The sequence below is a fragment of the Zunongwangia atlantica 22II14-10F7 genome (assembly GCF_002094855.1).
GTDB classification, from domain to species: Bacteria; Bacteroidota; Bacteroidia; order Flavobacteriales; family Flavobacteriaceae; genus Zunongwangia; species Zunongwangia atlantica.
This window is the reverse complement of record NZ_ARYN01000010.1, coordinates 175321-193245: the sequence shown is the minus strand read 5'-3', so window position 1 is coordinate 193245 and position 17925 is coordinate 175321. Positions and strand designations below refer to the sequence as shown.

Sequence of the window (17925 nt, the reverse complement as noted above, 5' to 3'; positions counted from 1 at the left end):
TCAAAGATGCTTTTCAGCCATTTTAAAAAGGTACTTTTACCGGTAGATCGTTCTTTAGAAACCAAACAAAGGATCGGTAAGGTTTGCACCGGTTTGGTATATAAAAGTTGTAGATAGTCCAATCCTAATTCAAAATGCTCCCCAAAAATATGCCTAACAAAATTCAGGCTAAAACCTAATTCGCCCTGCATTGGGATATTGCTTAACGGGGAATAGATATTATAGAAATTATGATAGACCGGTTTAAAATTCAGGTGATCGGGAATACAGGTAAACCCATCATATTTAGCAATTTTACTCAGGTATGATTTGCCATGATCCTGTCGAATGGTCTCTACACTCCAGGGGAGCAAAAGCTCATTGAAGTGCCCGGCAATGGTAGGTGCTTTGACTTTTTTATAATACGAAGTCCCTACCCTTAAATATGGTATACTCTTCATAGTAAATAAATTAAGTGAATAGGTTACTTCTTGTTTTTCAATAATGTTTTATTGAATTGCTCCTCGATATGTTGATCCGATAGATCAGGTTCCCCTAACAGCCAGGCATCAATTTTATCTTTATCAAAAAACTTTTGACGAATATTAGGGTTGCTCCCCATTGGGATAAGCTGAAGATGGGTAAGTTTATATATTTTGCTTTTGGAAAGTCCGGTGTAAATAGACAGGTCTTCAACATTCATAACTTTCTTCTTGTGGGATAACAGTACTTTAATTTCCTGTAGTAAATCCACCACTTTTTCTTGCTCATTCATAAGTATTTACTTTAAAATTAGAACTGCATAAGAGGCCTCTTATAATTTTAGCTAAAGCAAACTTAAGAAAGCAAATACCTGTAAATCAATACCATAATTTAAAGCAATAAGATATTATTCATTAATTATGCTATAAACTGAAGTTCAGATGAAAAAGGAAGAAAGAAGTAAGGCTTATAGGTATGTGATCTGAAAAATTCGGAATAAAAGTATTGAATTTCAGTCTTTCCGCAGCACCTGTTTAATTAATTTTCGTTGATTTCGGGAGTTTATTTTTTCCTGATCTCCCTTCCAGGCCGAAAAACTGCTTTTTAATGTGGAGGCTTTAAGTGGAGCATTATTCATTAAAAATGATTCCATAAGTAAGTCAAAAAAGTATTGCTTACGTTCACCAGCAAGATCCTGAATCCCTCCTACCAATAGTTCATCAAAAAGAACAAAAAGGATCTTATGATTGGCCGAATCTCCACTTTTATTTCCCATGGTAAAATTGATTCTTTGATTGACTCGTTTACCTCTCATAAGCCTTATGAATTCCTTTTGAGAAGCCTTATCCAACTGAATAAGATCAAAACGGATACGATTTTTATTGATGGGTTCGATCTTAAAGTTATGGTGTCCTTTAGTAAGATGTCTATTAGACTCATAGTAAATAGCAAGTCCCACAAGAATAACAAGCATAACAACTGCTAAAACTGCAATAATGATAAGAATCTGGGTAACGTTTGGAAAGCCAAGTATAAGGCTGAAGCTTAGCAAAAATAAAACAAAGAGGGACAGAAGAAAAAGAATTAAATTAGTAGAATTAGCCTGAACTTTCTCTTCCAGAAAATAGTTGAATCCAGACCTCAATTGAGCCAATGCTTTTGCTGAGATCTGAATGAACTTCTCCATAATTATCTATAAGACCTTAATAAATACATAATATATAAATTGGAAGTAAAATTTAACTGAAAATTGAATTTATAGAGCTTCTAATTTATTTAACCCTGTTATAATTGAACGCTTACGATAGTATTCATTATATTCAAAACACACCCTACCTCTAACAATACCGGGATGAATTCTATTTTTATTTGAAAACTCAAGAATTATTTCATCGGAATAATCTTCATTTAGATTAATAAAGTCATTCCAAAGTTTTTGACTAATTAAATTATTCCGAGCATAATTATCAGCTTCAAATTCAACTAGATCCGTTTTAGAACTATTAATAAAGAATTCTTCTTCATTTAATTCCGGTCTATTTGGATTAGTTAAATGTTCGAAGACATGACCTAATTCATGGAAAAGAGTAAAAGCAAAATTATCTAATCTTTTATACTTTAAGGATAGAACTATAGCCGGATTACTTTCTGACATGAATGACTTACCATCAACAGGAGTTTGAGGAGGTCTATCTAAAATAAAAAATTTAATACCATATTTATGCAAAATATCTTGAGTTTTGACAATAACATTCTCTCCTTCAAAAAAAACTTCTTTTAATGCGTTTAACAGCTCCTTTTCATATGATCTCTTAAAATTAGAAATATTTAATAGAGAAGCTTTATATTTAGCTAATAAAGACCAAGCTATTACATGATTTTTATTTTCTTTGAATTTTGAAGATTTCCTGAAGTAAGTTGGATTAAACTTCTCTACTCTTATTTTTAAGTCCTGAACACTTTCAACACCATATATTTCAAAAATCTTATCAACATCTTCTGAAGTATTAACACCAACATTTTGTTTTTTGAAGAATGAAAGTGGAACTAATTCTAAATCTTCAATTTGACTCCAATCATTAATTGATTTTCTTTTCTTTATTGTTTCCTGATCATTTTCTGCTAAATATAAATCGTATTTAACTTGACGTGTTAACCATTCTTTAGCATTTTCGAAGCCAGCCGACTCCAATGCAATAGCAATCTTAATATTAATATTTCTATTCCCTTTAAGAATGTTATTTAATAAGGAATGAGCTATATCCAATTTAGCTGCAACATCACGTTGACTGTAATTTCGTTCTGAAATTAACTTATTCAAAAATTCTCCTGGATGCCTAACTTCCTTTGACATAAATGATTATATATATTTATTAATGCAAATGTAATGAAGATATATGTAATAAACAATTTTATGTTAACAACATTTTAATTTTCAGCTTGCATATGTTGCGACTTTTTATAAACATAAATGTATTTAAAAACATAAAAAATTGTATATGTTTTTTGTATAGAGATCAAATAATTAAATTAAATTTATTTGTTCACTTTTTTGTTACCACAAAATATATTTTACTATATTTGCCATATTAATCTTAAAAATATCAAGACTAATAAAAACAAAAAATCCAATCCATTGGTGGCACAACGAATTGGATCTAATTTTATCGGAATAATGCAGTCAACATCTTTTTTCGCGGCTAGTCACCGAACGAAAAATACATTCCTTAATTTGTCATATGTCTACAAATATAATAACGATCTCGTTATTAACCAAGTTGTTTAACATATGATGAGCCTGAGTAGTTGCTCAACCTACTTTTAAGCTTACGAGCAGGCCAAATCCTTTGCCTACAAAAAGGTGTTTTTATATGTTAAACATTAATTATGTATTTTTTTAAAATTAATAATAAAAAGTTTGAATCGAACGAATCAGAATTAACTGGTCGAGATTTATTAAATCGTGCAAATCTTAAACCTGTAGAGGATTACGAATTACTTTACAAGATAAATGAAAAAGGTTTCACTCCTATTCAATTGAATGAAGTAATTGATCTAAAATCTGCTGGTATAGAAGGTTTTAGAGCTCTTCCTTACAAACCGATAAGGATAAAGATAAATGATATCGAAATTGAGGTGGAAGAATCATTTATGACTCCTTTAGAAATAATGAAATTAGCTGAGATAGACTCTGATAAGCAGTTCCTTATGGAGACTAGAAATGGTGGAATGGAAGTAACTTACAAAGATGACGTCGAGCATAAAATTGCAATTACAAAACATTCAGTTTTTAAATCTATTAAAATTGATAGAAAAATTGAATTTGTGATTGTTGAAGGTGATCCAAAAGCGTGGTCTAAAGAAACAATCTCATTTGATGAAGTTGTTATGCTTGAGTACGGAAGTATTTCAAAAAACCCCAATGTAATCTATACTGTAAATTACTTTAACGGGGTTCCTAGCAAACCCGAAGGTAGTATGGTGAAAGGAGATGTAATTTCTGTTAAAAATAAAATGATATTCAATGTTGGGTGCACAGATAAGTCTTAATTCAGATATAAATCAACTTCGTAATTCAGGCTATGAAGTTGAAATTAGAGGGAATTTTCTGTTAATACACAGTGTTCCTTATCTAAATTCAAAAAAAGAATTGGAATTAGGCACGTTGGTTTCCAACGTGTCTACCACAAAAGTGAGAAATCACGTGTGCTATTTTATTGGAAATCCACCATGTAATATTGATGGATCTATTATGACTCAATTGATAAATAATAGTAACATCCAAAATTTAGGAAATGGCATAGTAATTAATCATATGTTTTCGCATAAACCAAAACCTATGTATCCAACTTACTATGCTAAAATGACTACATACATAAATATTTTGTCTGCTACTGCTCAACATTATTTTCCTAAGGCCAGTGCTAAAACTGGAAAGGTCATTGAATCTAATGAAAGTAATAGCGTTTTCTATTACAGTGACACAAACTCTTCCAGAGCAGAGATTGATGCCATAAACTCTAAAATATCAGGATTGAATATAGGGATTATTGGACTTGGAGGTACAGGCTCTTATATTCTTGACAAAGTTGCTAAAACGATGGTTAAAGAAATTTCTCTTTTTGATGGAGATAGATTTCAACAACATAATGCATTTAGGATTCCAGGGGCAGTGTCCAAAGAAAAAATCGATAAAAATTCCTTTAAAGTTGATTACTTAGCAGAAATGTATTCTCAACTCCACAAGAATATAATACCGTATCCTAAATATATAGATGAAACTAATGTGGGGATGCTTAAAAATCTTGATTTCGTTTTCATTGCCATTGATAATGGAGAAGCAAAAAAACTTATTTTTAATAAGTTAGAGCAACTTGAAACTCCATTTATTGATTGTGGTATTAGTATAAGAAGAAAAGGCGATGAATTAAGAGGTTCTACAAGAACTACAATTAGTTATGAAAATCAACGCAGTCACGTTTGGGAAGGCAGAGTAAGTTTTTCGAGTCCTGATGAAGATGAATATTCATCTAATATTCAGATATGTGAATTAAATTCTCTTAACGCAGATTTTGCTATTATTAAGTGGAAAAAATATTATGGATATTATTCTGACTTAAGTTTTGAATTGGATAGTAGTTTTTCTATTGATGTTAATAAAATTGTCAACAATGAGATTAAGGACTAAATTCGTACACTACATGCCAAAAATTATAGATGAAGGTGTATTGTATATATCTCCAGAATATAGAGCTGTAATTCATAAATGTGCGTGCGGATGCGGCGAAAAGGTTCACACTCCTTTAGCTCCTACAAATTGGAAATTGATTTACGATGGAAAGCAAACCTCCTTAGAACCTTCGATAGGAAATTGGAGTTTTGATTGCCGTTCTCATTACTGGATTATAAACAGTGAAATAATATGGGCCGAAAGCTGGTCAAATCATCAAGTTTTCGAAAAGCGTAAAAGAGATCGGCAAGAAACTATTGAATACTTTAAAAGTCATGGAAATAAAAATAAATCTCACTCTAAAGTAACAAACAAAGAGCGAAATTGGCTTTGGATAAAAATTCTTAATTTTTTTAAATAATAAACAGATTAACGGGTGCCATTTAAGGATAATTGCCACCTGTTTTTTTAAAATTCCTATATTATTTCAATTGTACCTTTTTCAATAATTTGACCGAGTTAGATTATAAAATTATAAGCTATTTCTCAAAAAGAATTTGAAAATGTGATAAAATATGATTACTAAAATGTTGTACATATGTTGTACTCAAGAAGAAACAAAAAAGCCTTACATCTCTGTAAGGCTTGATTTTACTGGTGGTCCCACCTGGGCTCGAACCAGGGACCCCTTGATTATGAGTCAAGTGCTCTAACCAGCTGAGCTATAGGACCAGTCCACAAAATTAATTATGGGTGCGCAAATTTAGATAAATCCCGGTTATACGCCAAACATTTTTTTAATTTACTCTTCAATAAATATTTAAACTTTTGATAATAAATAAGCTATACACAAAACCAGGAGCTATAAACCTGTAATTTCAGCATATACTTTTGTGCATTTTAGGCTTTACGAATGCCAATAAACTATTTTAGCAAAGTTTACCTAATTTCCTGGCAAAGTTCAATTAAAACTCCATTGGCTTCCTTAGGATGCATAAATACTACTAACTTATTATCTGCTCCCGTTTTTGGCTGCTCATTTAAAAGCTGAAAACCTTCATTTTTAAGCCGTTTTATTTCAGCTTCAATATCATCTACCGCAAAAGCAATATGATGCATCCCTTCTCCCCTTTTCAGAATCGATTTTGCAATAGCACTATCCTCGCTGGTAGCCGCTAATAACTCAATCTTACTTTCTCCAATTTCAAAAAAAGAAGTATTCACACCTTCGCTTACTACTGCTTCTGTTTTATAATGAGGTTTTCCCATTACCGCCGCATAGACTTTGTTAGCTTCTTCAAGATCATTCACGGCAATACCTATATGTTCTATCTTTTTCATTTCAGAATTATTTAAAACCGATACTAATTTTTGTAAAATACCCCAAGGCAAGAAAGATTTAATCTCGATTATCAAGCAAAGATCACACTAAAATAATTATTCTTATCTTCAATAAATATACAGCTAAGTTTAAAGTACTATTTTTGCAACATGGAAACAAACAGACAGAAAAAAATAGGAGGCGTTTTGCAGAAAGATCTGGCAGAGATCTTAAATAATAATTTAAGAGATGCCGGGATAAATGGAATTTTAATTTCTGTTTCTAAAGTTAAAGTAACTACAGATCTTAGCATTGCCAAGGCTTATCTAAGCGTTTTTCCGCAGAAACATGCCAACGAAATTTTAAGCGAGTTAAACGAAATAAAGTCGAAAATCAAACATCAAATGGCTTTACGTACCAAAAATCAGCTACGTAAAATGCCCGATCTTAGCTTTTTTATCGACGACTCTCTAGAATATATCGAGAATATTGAAAAATCGATGAAAGGCGACGAAGATCCAATCAATAATCCAGATCTTTTAGAACGCAGGAAAAAGTCATAAATTGAAATTCCCTTTATACATCGCCAAACGCTACCTGTTTTCTAAAAGCAGTAATAATGCGATCAATATTATCACTATAATCGCTGCTATTGGCGTTTTTGCCGGGGCTTTTTCTTTATTTATTGTGCTTTCGGGGTTCTCTGGCCTGCGTGAGTTTAGTCTTGCATTTGCTAATGAGTTTGATCCCGACTTAAAAGTGATTCCTAAAACGGGCAAAACCATTACTTTTTCTGAAAAATTAGATGAAGAATTCGCGAATATTGACGGAATTACAAATTACAGCAAAACTATTGAAGAACGTGTTTTTTTAGAGTATGAAGAAAAAACAGCCTGGGCTTTTATTAAAGGAGTAGACGAGCGTTACCAGCAGGTTACGCAAATCGATAGCTCTGTAGATGGTACTTGGTTTACCTCTTCAGAACCTCAAGTAGTAATTGGAGCTGATATTTCAAGGAAACTGAATCCCGGACTTTTTAATTATAATCGATTATTGCGCTTAATTGTTCCTAAACCGGGGAAGGGACAGATTACCAATCCTGCCGATGCTTTTAACCAGAAGAGCGTTGTGGTTAGCGGGATTTATAATATTAATTCAGATCTTAATGATAAATATGTTTTCTCTAATATTGGCTTTGCCCAAAGCCTTTTAGATTTAGATGAAAATACCTTCAGCGCTGTAGAAATTAAATTATCTGCGGAAGCTGACGAAGAAGCCGTAAAAGAAAAAATCCTGAAGTTATTCAACAATTCGGTTGAAATTAGAACTCGCGCACAACTTAATGATGTACTTTACAAAATGCTGAATACTGAAAATCTTGCCGTTTACCTGATTTTCACCTTGGTTTTGATCATTGCATTATTCAACGTTGTAGGATCGATCATTATGGTGATCCTTGATAAAAAAGACAATATTAAAACCTTACAGAGTTTAGGCGCTACGCCAAAACAGATCAAAAATATTTTCTTTACCCAGGGAATGTTAATGTGTACAATTGGTGGCGGAATCGGACTTCTATTCGCCATTATCCTCATTTATCTACAAATGCAATTTGACCTGGTGATGATCACACCAAGTTTACCTTACCCCGTTACAATGGAAATTAGCAATATTCTCACCGTAATTTTAACGATAGGAATTCTTGGTTTATTTGCATCATTTCTTGCCGCTGGAAGAAGTAAAAAAGCACTGGAAGAGTAATTTCAGTGATTCAGTAAGCAGTCTCAGTAGGCAGTTTTTGGAAGCTGTTAGGTATAGGCGATCAGCTTTCAGCAAAAAATTAGCTTCTACATTATGTAATCTTGACTCTTGATTTTTAAGTCTATTTTCTATGCTCTATATTCTAAACTCTCACATCTAAATGCGTAAGCGATCTAATTTCTCAATACTAATTAGACAAACTCGTAGCCAGCGAAATCTCTTTCTACCTCATCAAAAGCTTTAAAAACATCAGCAGCATCGTCGCTTGTGACCATTTTCATGCGATATTCTTTAAAATGCGGAATACCTTTAAAATAATTGGTATAATGTCTTCGGGTTTCAAAAACACCCAGCTTCTCACCTTTCCAATCGATCGACATTTGTAAATGTCTTCTCGCAGCTTCAACACGTTCCTGCAGAGTTGGTGGCGCTAAATGTTCGCCTGTTTTAAAATAATGCTTTACTTCTCTAAAAAACCATGGATTCCCGATACTTGCACGGCCAATCATGGCACCGTCTAAACCGTATTCATCACGCATTTCTACGGCTCTTTCAGGAGTGTCTACATCTCCATTTCCAAAAACAGGAATATGCATTCGGGGATTATCCTTTACTTCAGCAATCGGCCTCCAATCGGCTTCGCCTTTATACATCTGGGCTCTGGTTCTTCCGTGGATAGAAATCGCTTTGCAACCAACGTCCTGTAAACGCTCGGCAACCTCAAGAATTTTTATGGAATCGTGATCCCAACCTAAACGGGTTTTAACGGTAATGGGAAGTTTAGTGTGTTTTACCATGGCTTCGGTTAAGGAAACCATTAAATCGATATCTTTCAAAATACCGGCACCGGCACCTTTAGAAACTACTTTTTTAACCGGGCAACCAAAGTTAATATCAATAATATCTGGGCCAGATTTTTCTACAATTTCAACAGATTCGAGCATCGATTCTAGATTTGCACCAAAGATCTGAATACCTACCGGACGTTCTTTTTCGTAAATATCCAGTTTCATCACACTTTTTGCCGCATCTCTAATCAAACCTTCAGAAGAGATAAACTCGGTATACACCACATCGGCGCCCTGTTCTTTACACAAAGCTCTAAATGGTGGATCACTCACATCTTCCATTGGTGCTAAAAGCAATGGAAACTCTCCTACATCTATATCTCCTATTTTTGCCACGTTCTTTTGTTTTTTAGAAAGTGCAAAATTAATAAATAAGATTGAAGAAATTAAAATTCAGGTAAACTACCTTTTTTCAAGTGCTTAGAGTTCTTTCTGAATGGACTTCAAATGATGAAAAATTACAAAAAATAGAATTAGAAAAACAAATTGCGCTACGATTACTTCAGCAAAAAACAGAGGTCAAAATTCGATAATTTCAGCCTATATTCTTTTGATCTTTATATGGAAAAATTAATCTATTGATTATCTGTAATTTGTAATAATTTGTTGTTTTCGTCATTCCGGACTTGATCCGGAATCTAATACTGTATTGAAAAACAAGCTATTGTGATGAGACCCTGAATCAAGTTCAGGGTGACCACACCTCATTATGATTTATTGCGGACATTCAATTAATCTAAGACATTTCTTTCCTGAAGCCTGGTTTCTTCATCGGCATTAATCGCTCGGCTATTATCGTTTAACCTGAAATTCCCAAAATTGTATCGTATACCAAAAGTGATTCTTCGCGTTTCAGAAATTGCATAAAATCCGTTATCCTGATTCAAATACTGACTTTGCAGCGGGATATTCATAGTTCTAAAAAGATCTTCAGCATTTATAGAAACCGAAATCTTATTGTTCATAAAAGTTTTACGTAATCCCAAATCCAATCCAAATTGTGGATCTTGATATTTATAGCTTCCGGCTAAAATATTGGGTAAAAAATAGGTGTTTACATTCCCACTAAATGTCCCGTCGCTGCCAAAATAAAAGTAGTTTCCTACGTTAACAAAAGTGCTAAACGTATCGATTTTGTAAGTTTCTGGAGCACTTTCTCTGGCATAAATCTGGTTTTCCATATAGAATCCAGATGCGTACGCATACAAGTAATACCAATCGGTCACAAAATTAGCATAAGTAATATCTAAACTGAATTGCTGAGTGTAATCTAAATTGTCGTTTAGCGTTCTTAAGATCTGATTTTGGTTATCCTGAAATGCTAAAACCGAAGGCGAATTATCTACCCTGTCCCAATACAAATCAAAAAACAATACGCCTTTATGCGAATAATTTAAAGATATCTTATTCGCGATACCCGGCACTAAAGAAGGATTTCCTTCTTTTACATTATTCTCGTTAATGTAATATTGAAACGGATTTAAACTCTGAAATCTTGGTCGCTCGATCCTTCTGCTATATTCTAAACTGATTGAATTCTCTTCGCCAACACTTCGCATTGCATAAAAAGTTGGGAATAACTGAAAATAATCCTGATCGTTTACTAGTCCGCTTTGAGTAGAAATCCCGGTAATATCAGTATACTCTCCTCGTAAACCAGCTTTTAAACTCCATTTCTCCCAATCTTTAGACGTACTAAAATAGGCTGCATAGATATTCTCGTCGTAATCTAAAGCATCTGAAAGATCATCTACCTGATCTAATAAACCATCATAAAAATCAAGACCACTATTAGAAGTAATTCCAGAATATTTGATTCCGGTTTCTAATGGCATACTTCCCATATTTGTGGTAATGTCTACCTGCCCGGTATAAATATCTGAGTTTTGAGAACCATGAGTTAAAATGGCACTATTTCTAATTTCACCACCATCGCCATTAAAATAAGAAGTATTTAGATCCTGATCCTGATTTTCATCAAATCGAATGTAATTGGCTTGTGCCGATAAAGTAGTTCCGCTTTCGCCTAAACTTGTAGCGTAATTGGCATTAAAAAGCATATTCTTGCCTTCATTTTCCAAACGACTATCGGTAGTAAAAAATGATACTAAAGCTTCTGAAGGATTATAAATATCTGTTCTTCCGCGAAGATCTGAGTCATTTTTTGGAGTGAAATTCAAGTTAGCGCTAAGGCTTAAACTACTTTTTTCTGAAAGCGTAAAATCCAGGATCGTGTTTAAACTATGTGCATAATTTTTAGTATCACGTTCAAAATCACCAAGCCATGTAGAATTTTCTGAGCCATCCTGCTCAAAATAAGTCACATTACTTTCGTCGTTCTTATAAATATTGTTGGCATTAAAATTATAACTCGCAAAAGCATTTACGTTATTGGTTTTATAATACTGGCTGGTTCCCAAACTATATTTTGGTAAAACTGCGATCGTATTCGAGGCATTTACACTTCCTTTATATCCTATCGACGGATTTTTAGACATTACGATATTTAAGATCGCACCACTACCTTCAGCTTCATATCTTGCAGGCGGAGTTGTAATCACCTCTACAGATTTTACATTTTCACCACTTAAACCAGATAGTAACTGCTCTAACTCGGCCGTAGATAAATAAACTTTTCGATCGTTAATATAAACTGTTGCAGGACGATTTTTAACTAATAATTCGCCCTGACTAACAATTACGCCTGGAGTTCGCTTTAAGATCTCAAAAGTGTTTAAACTTGAAATTACCGAGTTTTCGACATTAAAAGAAATTCGGTCTATTTTTCGCTCAATCTTAGGTTTTCTTGCTCTTACGGTTACTTCGTCTAAATTATTACTGGATTCTTTTAAAACGATTGTACCAAGATTGGTATTATCTTCAACTTCTACTCGTTTTAAATAATCTGAAAAACCTAAAAAACTAATTTTTAATACATAAGCATCGCGCTCTAAATCTTCAAAATGAAAACTCCCATCGTCTTCAGAAATAACTCCTTTTACTACAGAAACAGAGTCTTTTGCATTAAGTAAAATTACATTTGCAAAACTAACCGGATCGCTGTTTTCATCTATAATCTCTCCTGCAAGCTCACTTTGAGAAAATGCACGGTTAGAGATAAATAAACCAATCGCTAAAAGAGGCAGTAGTTGTAAATGTTTCATTCGGTGTAGTTAGCTTAGCATGGCAAATATATAGTTTTGAATAGAAAAGAGTAATCATTTACAAATAACTTTCCCTAAAAATTTAGGCTTAAAATTGCCAAATACTACTTGGAAATGAACAAATACCCTAAAAATTCTATCCTAATTATCAATAGAATCATATAAAACCTGCTGAATTTGCGTTCGCGTATTTAAACTATAAAGTCTTTGATTATCTCTGGTTGGCAATACCCTGTTCGACAAGAACACAAAAAGCAGCTCTTTGGCCGGATCCATCCAAACCATTGTTCCGGTAAAACCGGTATGTCCAAAACTAGCTGCACTGGCATCTTTGGCGGTATTATTTCCCGGGCCGGTATATTTTAAATTTGGCTTATCGAAAGCTATTGCGCGACGATTATTATTTTCTGGAAATTGTGTTTTGGTCCATTCCTTAAAGGTAGTTTCTTCAATGTATCGCTCTCCCCCGTATTCACCCATATTCAAATACATTTGCATTAGCTTAGCCAGGTCGTTTGCGTTAGAAAACAATCCTGCATTAGCTGAAACGCCGTCCATCATAATGGCTCCTTCATCGTGAACACTGCCGTGAATTGGTTCGTGTCTAAAATTAAAATCACTTTCAGTAGGAACAATTCTGGAAATGTCGAATTCTTCTGTTGGGCGATATCCTAAAGTTGTCGCACCTAATTTTGAGTAGAAATTTTCATTTAAATAGGTTCTGTAATCCTCATTACTCAAATTCTCTACGATCTGCGGAAGCAAATAAAAAGCAAGCCCCGAATATTTATATTCAGCTTTTTCTTCTAACGGAGACTTTTTTATCGCTTTATAAATCTTCTTTTTGTAATTGCGATGCAGCCACATATCGTTACTTATTTTTATAGGAAACCTGGCCGAAGAATCCTTTTTAAAGGTATTCCATTTATAACTTCCGTTTTTTCTTAAGGTATTTTGCCAAAAAGCAATCCAGGGTTTAAAACGTGCCTGATGTGCAAAAATTTGTCGAAAAGGAACATCAGCTTTATTAGAATTTTTGAAGTAGGGCAAATAATCGTCGATCCCATCTTCTAAACTGAATTTACCTTCGTCGTGCAATTTCATTAAGGCAGGTAAAGCTGAAGAAATTTTAGTTACCGATGCCAGGTCGAATAGATCTGAAGCCTGAGTTTTTACCGTATCGCTGTATTTGTGCAAACCATAGGCTTTTTGAAAAACGATCTTTTCGTCTTTTGCGATCAAAACCACTCCGCCAGGAATCGCTTTAAGATCCATGGCCTGCTGCATTAAAGAATCGATCCCATTTTGTAGAAAATCGGCATTCATCCCTGCATCTTCTGGTGCGGTGTATGAAAACCGAATCTTTTCTGATGTTTCTACGCCATCGCCAGCTTTAAATTTATCGCCAACGCTTACCGGAAGTTTACCATCAGCTTTAAATCCGCCAAAAATGAGTTGCGCTGCCTTTTGTTGCGATAATTCAGAATCCTGATAAGCTTCAATTACTACTGAAGCTTCTTCAATATTGTCGATTTTATTCAGCGTATACGGATTTTTAAAAATGCTAAAAATAGTATGCTCATTTTGTGCAATTTCAGCAATAAATTTTAAAACCGCATTTGAATACTGAATGCTGTTTCTAGGATATTTACTGTGATCGTGTAAACCGGCAATCACTACGTTATAATTCTTTAATTTTTCTTTTACTGCGGAAATCTGACTCGCACTGGCTTCATTTTTAAGCTGAAAATGATCGATCTTAGTATACCAGCCTAAATTTTCCTGAAAAGTGGTTTTCTTTTCGGCCCCGATTGAAATACTCGCAATTTTTAAGGTATCCAATCTTCGAAGCGGAATCATTTCCTGCTCATTTTTTAAAACCGTAAGCGATTTTTCAACCAATTTCTGCTGAATATATTTCGCGTAAGAATTATTCAATTCTTTATCGATATTCGCTGTTTTAAGCGCCTCATATTTATGTAAACCTACCCATTGTTTTACCGCCAGCACTTTTCGGCATTTTTCATCGATATCTTTTTGAGAGATCACACCCTGATTTATCGCTTTTCTAACTTCAGCAATAGCTTTTGGAACATCTTCTGTAAACTCTAGTAGATCGTTTCCGGCAATAATCGCTTTTTTATCCACAACGCCTGGTTCATTTCCGGTAGTTACGCCTTTCATGTTCATGGCATCGGTTACGATCAAACCTTTAAAACCAAGCTTCTCTTTTAAGATTCCGCTAATGATCTTTTTAGATAAAGTTGAAGGTACACCGCTACTATCCAGCGCCGGAATATTTAAATGCGCCACCATCACACCACCAATCCCAGCATCGATCAATTTCTTAAAAGGATACATCTCTAAACTATCCAATCTTGAAAACGGATGGTTTATTTGTGGTAAAGCTTTATGCGAATCGGTATCGGTATCGCCATGCCCGGGAAAATGTTTGGCGGAGGTTAAGATCTTTTGATCCTGCATCCCTTTCATATAAGCGATTCCCTTTTCTGCTACTTTTTCTTTATCCTCTCCAAAGCTTCGGTAATTGATCACCGGGTTATTGGGATTGTTGTTTACATCTACCACAGGAGCAAAATTCATGTGCAGGCCGGTTCGTTTTATTTGGCGCGCTACTTCTTCTCCCATTTTATATAATAAAGTGTCATCCTGAATCGCACCTAGAGCCATTTGATAAGGGAAACTAATCGTATTATCCAAACGCATTCCCAAGCCCCACTCGGCATCAATTGCTCCAAGAAGTGGAACTTCAGAAACTAACTGATAATCGTTCATTAACTGCACCTGTTTTTTCGCAGTTCCCTGAAAGAAAATGAGTCCGCCAATCTTTTGCTCTTTGATCAACTTTAAAATTTCTTCTTTATGTTTCGAATCTCGATTAGAATAAGCCGCTACCATAATAAGTTGGGCTATCCTTTCATTGGGAGATAACTTCTGCATTACAGAATCTACCCATTTACTATTGGTATATTCTAAAAATTCGGGTTGCTGTTGTGCGTAAGAACTGAATTGAATTCCGCAGCAAACAATGGTGGTTAGAAATAATTTCTTAAGAGAAAATAATCGCATTGGGTTAGGTTTAAACTTTGATATAAATTTTCTTTTTATCTAAAATATAGGCAATAAGCCACATGAACACTAAAAATAATAACGCATATAAAAATGATGCATTATAAGGAGATAACCAGCTTAGAAATAAATTTTGATAAATCCAGCTCTTTAAAGAGGTATCGCCAATAAATATAAGTCCCATTGTTAGTACTACAACTCCGGAGAGTACAAAAATGAAAAGTGGATTTTTACCAAAAGGTTCAAAAAATCGTGACCAGGATTTAATTCTGGCAATTTCTAAAACACCAATAAGAATACTAAGGATAATTAAATCCCAGCCTGTACTTAAAACTACATAAGTGCTCGTCCAGATAGGTTTATTAATAGGTAAATATAAATCCCAAACAAGAGCAAGAGCGATCATCGCCAAACCACAAAGAAATAATTGAATTACCAGATTTTTCTTGTTTTTAGTCTGCTGAATAAAAACACCCGCCAGATAACCAAAAATAACGTTTACCACTGCCGGAAGGCAGCTAAGTAAACCTTCAGGATCAAACGGAATTCCATAACCGTGATAAACATTTTCCTCGTTAAATAGTAACTGATCGAATTTTAAAGCGGCATTTGCTTCAAGGCTATAAGGGTCGCTTCCGCCAAAAAACAACAATAAAAACCAATAAAAAAGTAAGATGAAAATCGATAAAAAAACGAGCCATTTTTTATTCAAAAATCGAATGGCTATCGCTGCCAATAAATAACAAATGGCGATTCTTTGCAAAACTCCCATAATCCGGATATCCAGAATATTCTTCAGTATAAAATTTCCTTCAATCCGCCTAACAAAAGGATAATAAGAAATGGCTAAACCTATTAAAAATATGATTGCTGCTCGTTTAAACGTTTTCGTAAAAAATTTAGAAGTGCTCCACAAACTCATTTTTTTAAAGCTAAAGCTCATCGCATTTCCTACAACAAATAAAAAAGTGGGAAAAACAAGATCTGTTAGCGTAAAACCATGCCAAGGCGCATGTTTAAAAGGTGCATAAATTGTAGCCCAACTTCCAGGATTATTAACCAGTATCATAAGGGCGACCGTCATTCCGCGAAGAATGTCCAGAGATAAATAGCGAGAGTGAGAAGGCATAGGTATTAAAATAAAATAAAGCTTTATTGCTTTCCTTAAAATTACAAAATTTAATTAAAAGAACAATCTTTACTAAAATTTTACATTAAGTCTTTTCTAAACTAAATTTTTTATATACTTTTATTTTTCAGAAATTTAGTTCTTTGCAAAAAGAATTAAATTTTTAACAAAAGGCTTAAAGCCTTGCATTTTCCGACATGTATGAGTCTAAATTTACAGGATTTTCTAATAGAAGATGCTCAACTCGAAGAAATGAGCAATGTTGAACGCAAAAAGGTTCATCAAAAAACAAGAATCATAAAACATATGTTTCTTAATGGTGACACCTCTAATGCTGAAATTTGTACAAAATTTGGTATAAGTCTTCCTACTTCTATGGCCCTTATCAACCAATTACTGGAAGATGGTATGGTTATAAAAAAAGGACGTGGAAAATCTGAAGGTGGCCGTAAACCAGATCTTTATGGTTTAAAAGAACATTCCTTTTTTGTATTAAGCATACATATAGAGCGCTTCAAGATAAAACTGGCACTTATAGATAATAATCACAGTATTGTAAAAGAAGAAATCCTGGAAACACAGATTTCTACCAACTCCAATATTGTAGATCTTTTATACGACTTTTCTGAAGAGTTTTTAAAAGCTTCAGAAATAGATCATAATAAAATCATGGGCGTAGGCATTAGTATGCCTGGTCTTGTATCTTCAGAAGAAGGAAAAAACTTCACCTATTATTTAACCGAACAGGATCCTGCTTCGCTTAGGGATAAATTTGAAGATAAGTTTCAAAAACCGGTAGCTATTTTAAATGATGCCAAGAGTGCATCTTTAGCCGAGTTTCATTTTGGCCTAGCTAAAGAAAAACAAAATGTGCTGGTAATCTCTATGGATTGGGGTGTAGGTTTAGGTATTATTATGGGTGGTAAAATTCATTCTGGAGTTTCTGGTTTTGCGGGTGAATTTGGTCATATTCCTATGGTAGAAGACGGAATTTTATGTCACTGCGGAAAAAGAGGTTGTTTAGAAACCGAAGCTTCTGGACTTGCTCTTGTTAGAAAGGTAAAAGAAGGACTTAAAGAAGGCCAAACCTCTATTTTAAACAATCTTAGCCAGGAAGATTTAGAGAAATTAGAGCCAGATACAATTATTGAAGCGGCCAATAAAGGCGATCAATTTGCGATAAATTCCCTTTCTGAAATAGGAATGAGCCTTGGTAAAGGTATTGCTATTCTTATCCAGATCTTTAATCCAGAACTTATTGTGCTGGAAGGAAAAATCGCCAAAGCAAAACAGTTTATTACTACTCCTATTCAGCAATCTATGAATATTTATTGCATGATGCAGCTGAAGGAAAAAACAAATATAGAATTATCGAATCTTGGAAATAACTCGAGCCTTTACGGTGGTACGATTGCAGTTATGGATAGTATTTTCAAGAATCAAATTACAACGATTAAATCACATTTAAGTTAAAATAAATA

The 17925-nt window shown here is 34.0% G+C and carries 14 protein-coding genes, 1 tRNA gene and 1 pseudogene; 6 read left to right on the top strand and 10 right to left on the bottom strand.

The genetic code is table 11. From position 1 onward, the window contains the following. From IIF7_RS12505 to IIF7_RS12490, 4 genes and pseudogenes are all read right to left on the bottom strand, one after another. Positions 1-440: pseudogene (locus IIF7_RS12505) on the bottom strand (primase-helicase family protein); the annotation flags it as partial. A 23-nt stretch (positions 441-463) separates the two neighbouring features. Further along, entirely contained in the window at positions 464-754 is a 291-nt protein-coding gene (locus IIF7_RS12500; protein ID WP_084842032.1) for a helix-turn-helix transcriptional regulator, read from the bottom strand. 219 nt (positions 755-973) lie between these two features. Next, complete coding sequence (locus tag IIF7_RS12495; RefSeq protein WP_084842031.1) at positions 974-1648, bottom strand: hypothetical protein; 675 nt, start codon at positions 1646-1648, stop codon at positions 974-976. Positions 1649-1717: 69 nt separating this feature from the next. After that, the gene (locus tag IIF7_RS12490) at positions 1718-2815 is read right to left on the bottom strand and encodes a helix-turn-helix domain-containing protein (RefSeq protein WP_084842030.1); all 1098 of its coding nucleotides are present in this window, start codon (positions 2813-2815) and stop codon (positions 1718-1720) included. Between the two features lie 533 nt (positions 2816-3348). Here IIF7_RS12490 and IIF7_RS12485 point away from each other — a divergent pair. The 3 genes from IIF7_RS12485 to IIF7_RS12475 are packed head-to-tail and all read left to right on the top strand — an operon-like array spanning position 3349 to position 5552. After that, positions 3349-4011: a multiubiquitin domain-containing protein gene (locus tag IIF7_RS12485; RefSeq protein ID WP_084842029.1), complete on the top strand. Its 663-nt coding sequence runs from the start codon at positions 3349-3351 to the stop codon at positions 4009-4011. Continuing rightward, the gene (locus tag IIF7_RS12480) at positions 3986-5149 is read left to right on the top strand and encodes a ThiF family adenylyltransferase (RefSeq protein WP_084842028.1); all 1164 of its coding nucleotides are present in this window, start codon (positions 3986-3988) and stop codon (positions 5147-5149) included. Before IIF7_RS12485 ends, IIF7_RS12480 begins: the two co-directional genes overlap by 26 nt. A 13-nt stretch (positions 5150-5162) precedes the next feature. Then, entirely contained in the window at positions 5163-5552 is a 390-nt protein-coding gene (locus IIF7_RS12475; protein WP_084842027.1) for a DUF6527 family protein, read from the top strand. 234 nt (positions 5553-5786) lie between these two features. Here IIF7_RS12475 and IIF7_RS12470 read toward each other — a convergent pair. Both IIF7_RS12470 and mce read right to left on the bottom strand, forming a co-directional pair. Next, a tRNA-Ile gene (locus IIF7_RS12470) sits at positions 5787-5863 on the bottom strand. Between the two features lie 207 nt (positions 5864-6070). Next, positions 6071-6472, bottom strand: a complete 402-nt coding sequence (mce, locus tag IIF7_RS12465; RefSeq protein WP_084842041.1) for a methylmalonyl-CoA epimerase — start codon at positions 6470-6472, stop codon at positions 6071-6073. Between the two features lie 150 nt (positions 6473-6622). Here mce and rbfA point away from each other — a divergent pair, with 150 nt between their 5' ends. Both rbfA and IIF7_RS12455 read left to right on the top strand, forming a co-directional pair. Continuing rightward, positions 6623-7015: a 30S ribosome-binding factor RbfA gene (rbfA, locus tag IIF7_RS12460; protein WP_084842026.1), complete on the top strand. Its 393-nt coding sequence runs from the start codon at positions 6623-6625 to the stop codon at positions 7013-7015. Position 7016: 1 nt separating this feature from the next. Continuing rightward, positions 7017-8213, top strand: a complete 1197-nt coding sequence (locus IIF7_RS12455) for an ABC transporter permease (protein WP_084842025.1) — start codon at positions 7017-7019, stop codon at positions 8211-8213. A gap of 191 nt (positions 8214-8404) precedes the next feature. Here IIF7_RS12455 and dusB read toward each other — a convergent pair whose 3' ends face one another. The 4 genes from dusB to IIF7_RS12435 all read right to left on the bottom strand — a co-directional run bounded on the left by dusB (position 8405) and on the right by IIF7_RS12435 (position 16444). Further along, positions 8405-9397, bottom strand: coding sequence for a tRNA dihydrouridine synthase DusB (gene dusB, locus IIF7_RS12450; protein WP_084842024.1), 993 nt, complete (start codon positions 9395-9397; stop codon positions 8405-8407). 395 nt (positions 9398-9792) lie between these two features. Next, complete coding sequence (locus IIF7_RS12445; protein ID WP_084842023.1) at positions 9793-12225, bottom strand: outer membrane beta-barrel protein; 2433 nt, start codon at positions 12223-12225, stop codon at positions 9793-9795. Between the two features lie 141 nt (positions 12226-12366). Further along, positions 12367-15315, bottom strand: coding sequence for a glycoside hydrolase family 3 N-terminal domain-containing protein (locus IIF7_RS12440; RefSeq protein WP_084842022.1), 2949 nt, complete (start codon positions 15313-15315; stop codon positions 12367-12369). A 10-nt stretch (positions 15316-15325) separates the two neighbouring features. After that, complete coding sequence (locus tag IIF7_RS12435; protein WP_084842021.1) at positions 15326-16444, bottom strand: acyltransferase family protein; 1119 nt, start codon at positions 16442-16444, stop codon at positions 15326-15328. Between the two features lie 201 nt (positions 16445-16645). Here IIF7_RS12435 and IIF7_RS12430 point away from each other — a divergent pair, with 201 nt between their 5' ends. Next, the gene (locus IIF7_RS12430) at positions 16646-17917 is read left to right on the top strand and encodes an ROK family transcriptional regulator (protein WP_084842020.1); all 1272 of its coding nucleotides are present in this window, start codon (positions 16646-16648) and stop codon (positions 17915-17917) included. Positions 17918-17925 lie beyond the last annotated feature (8 nt).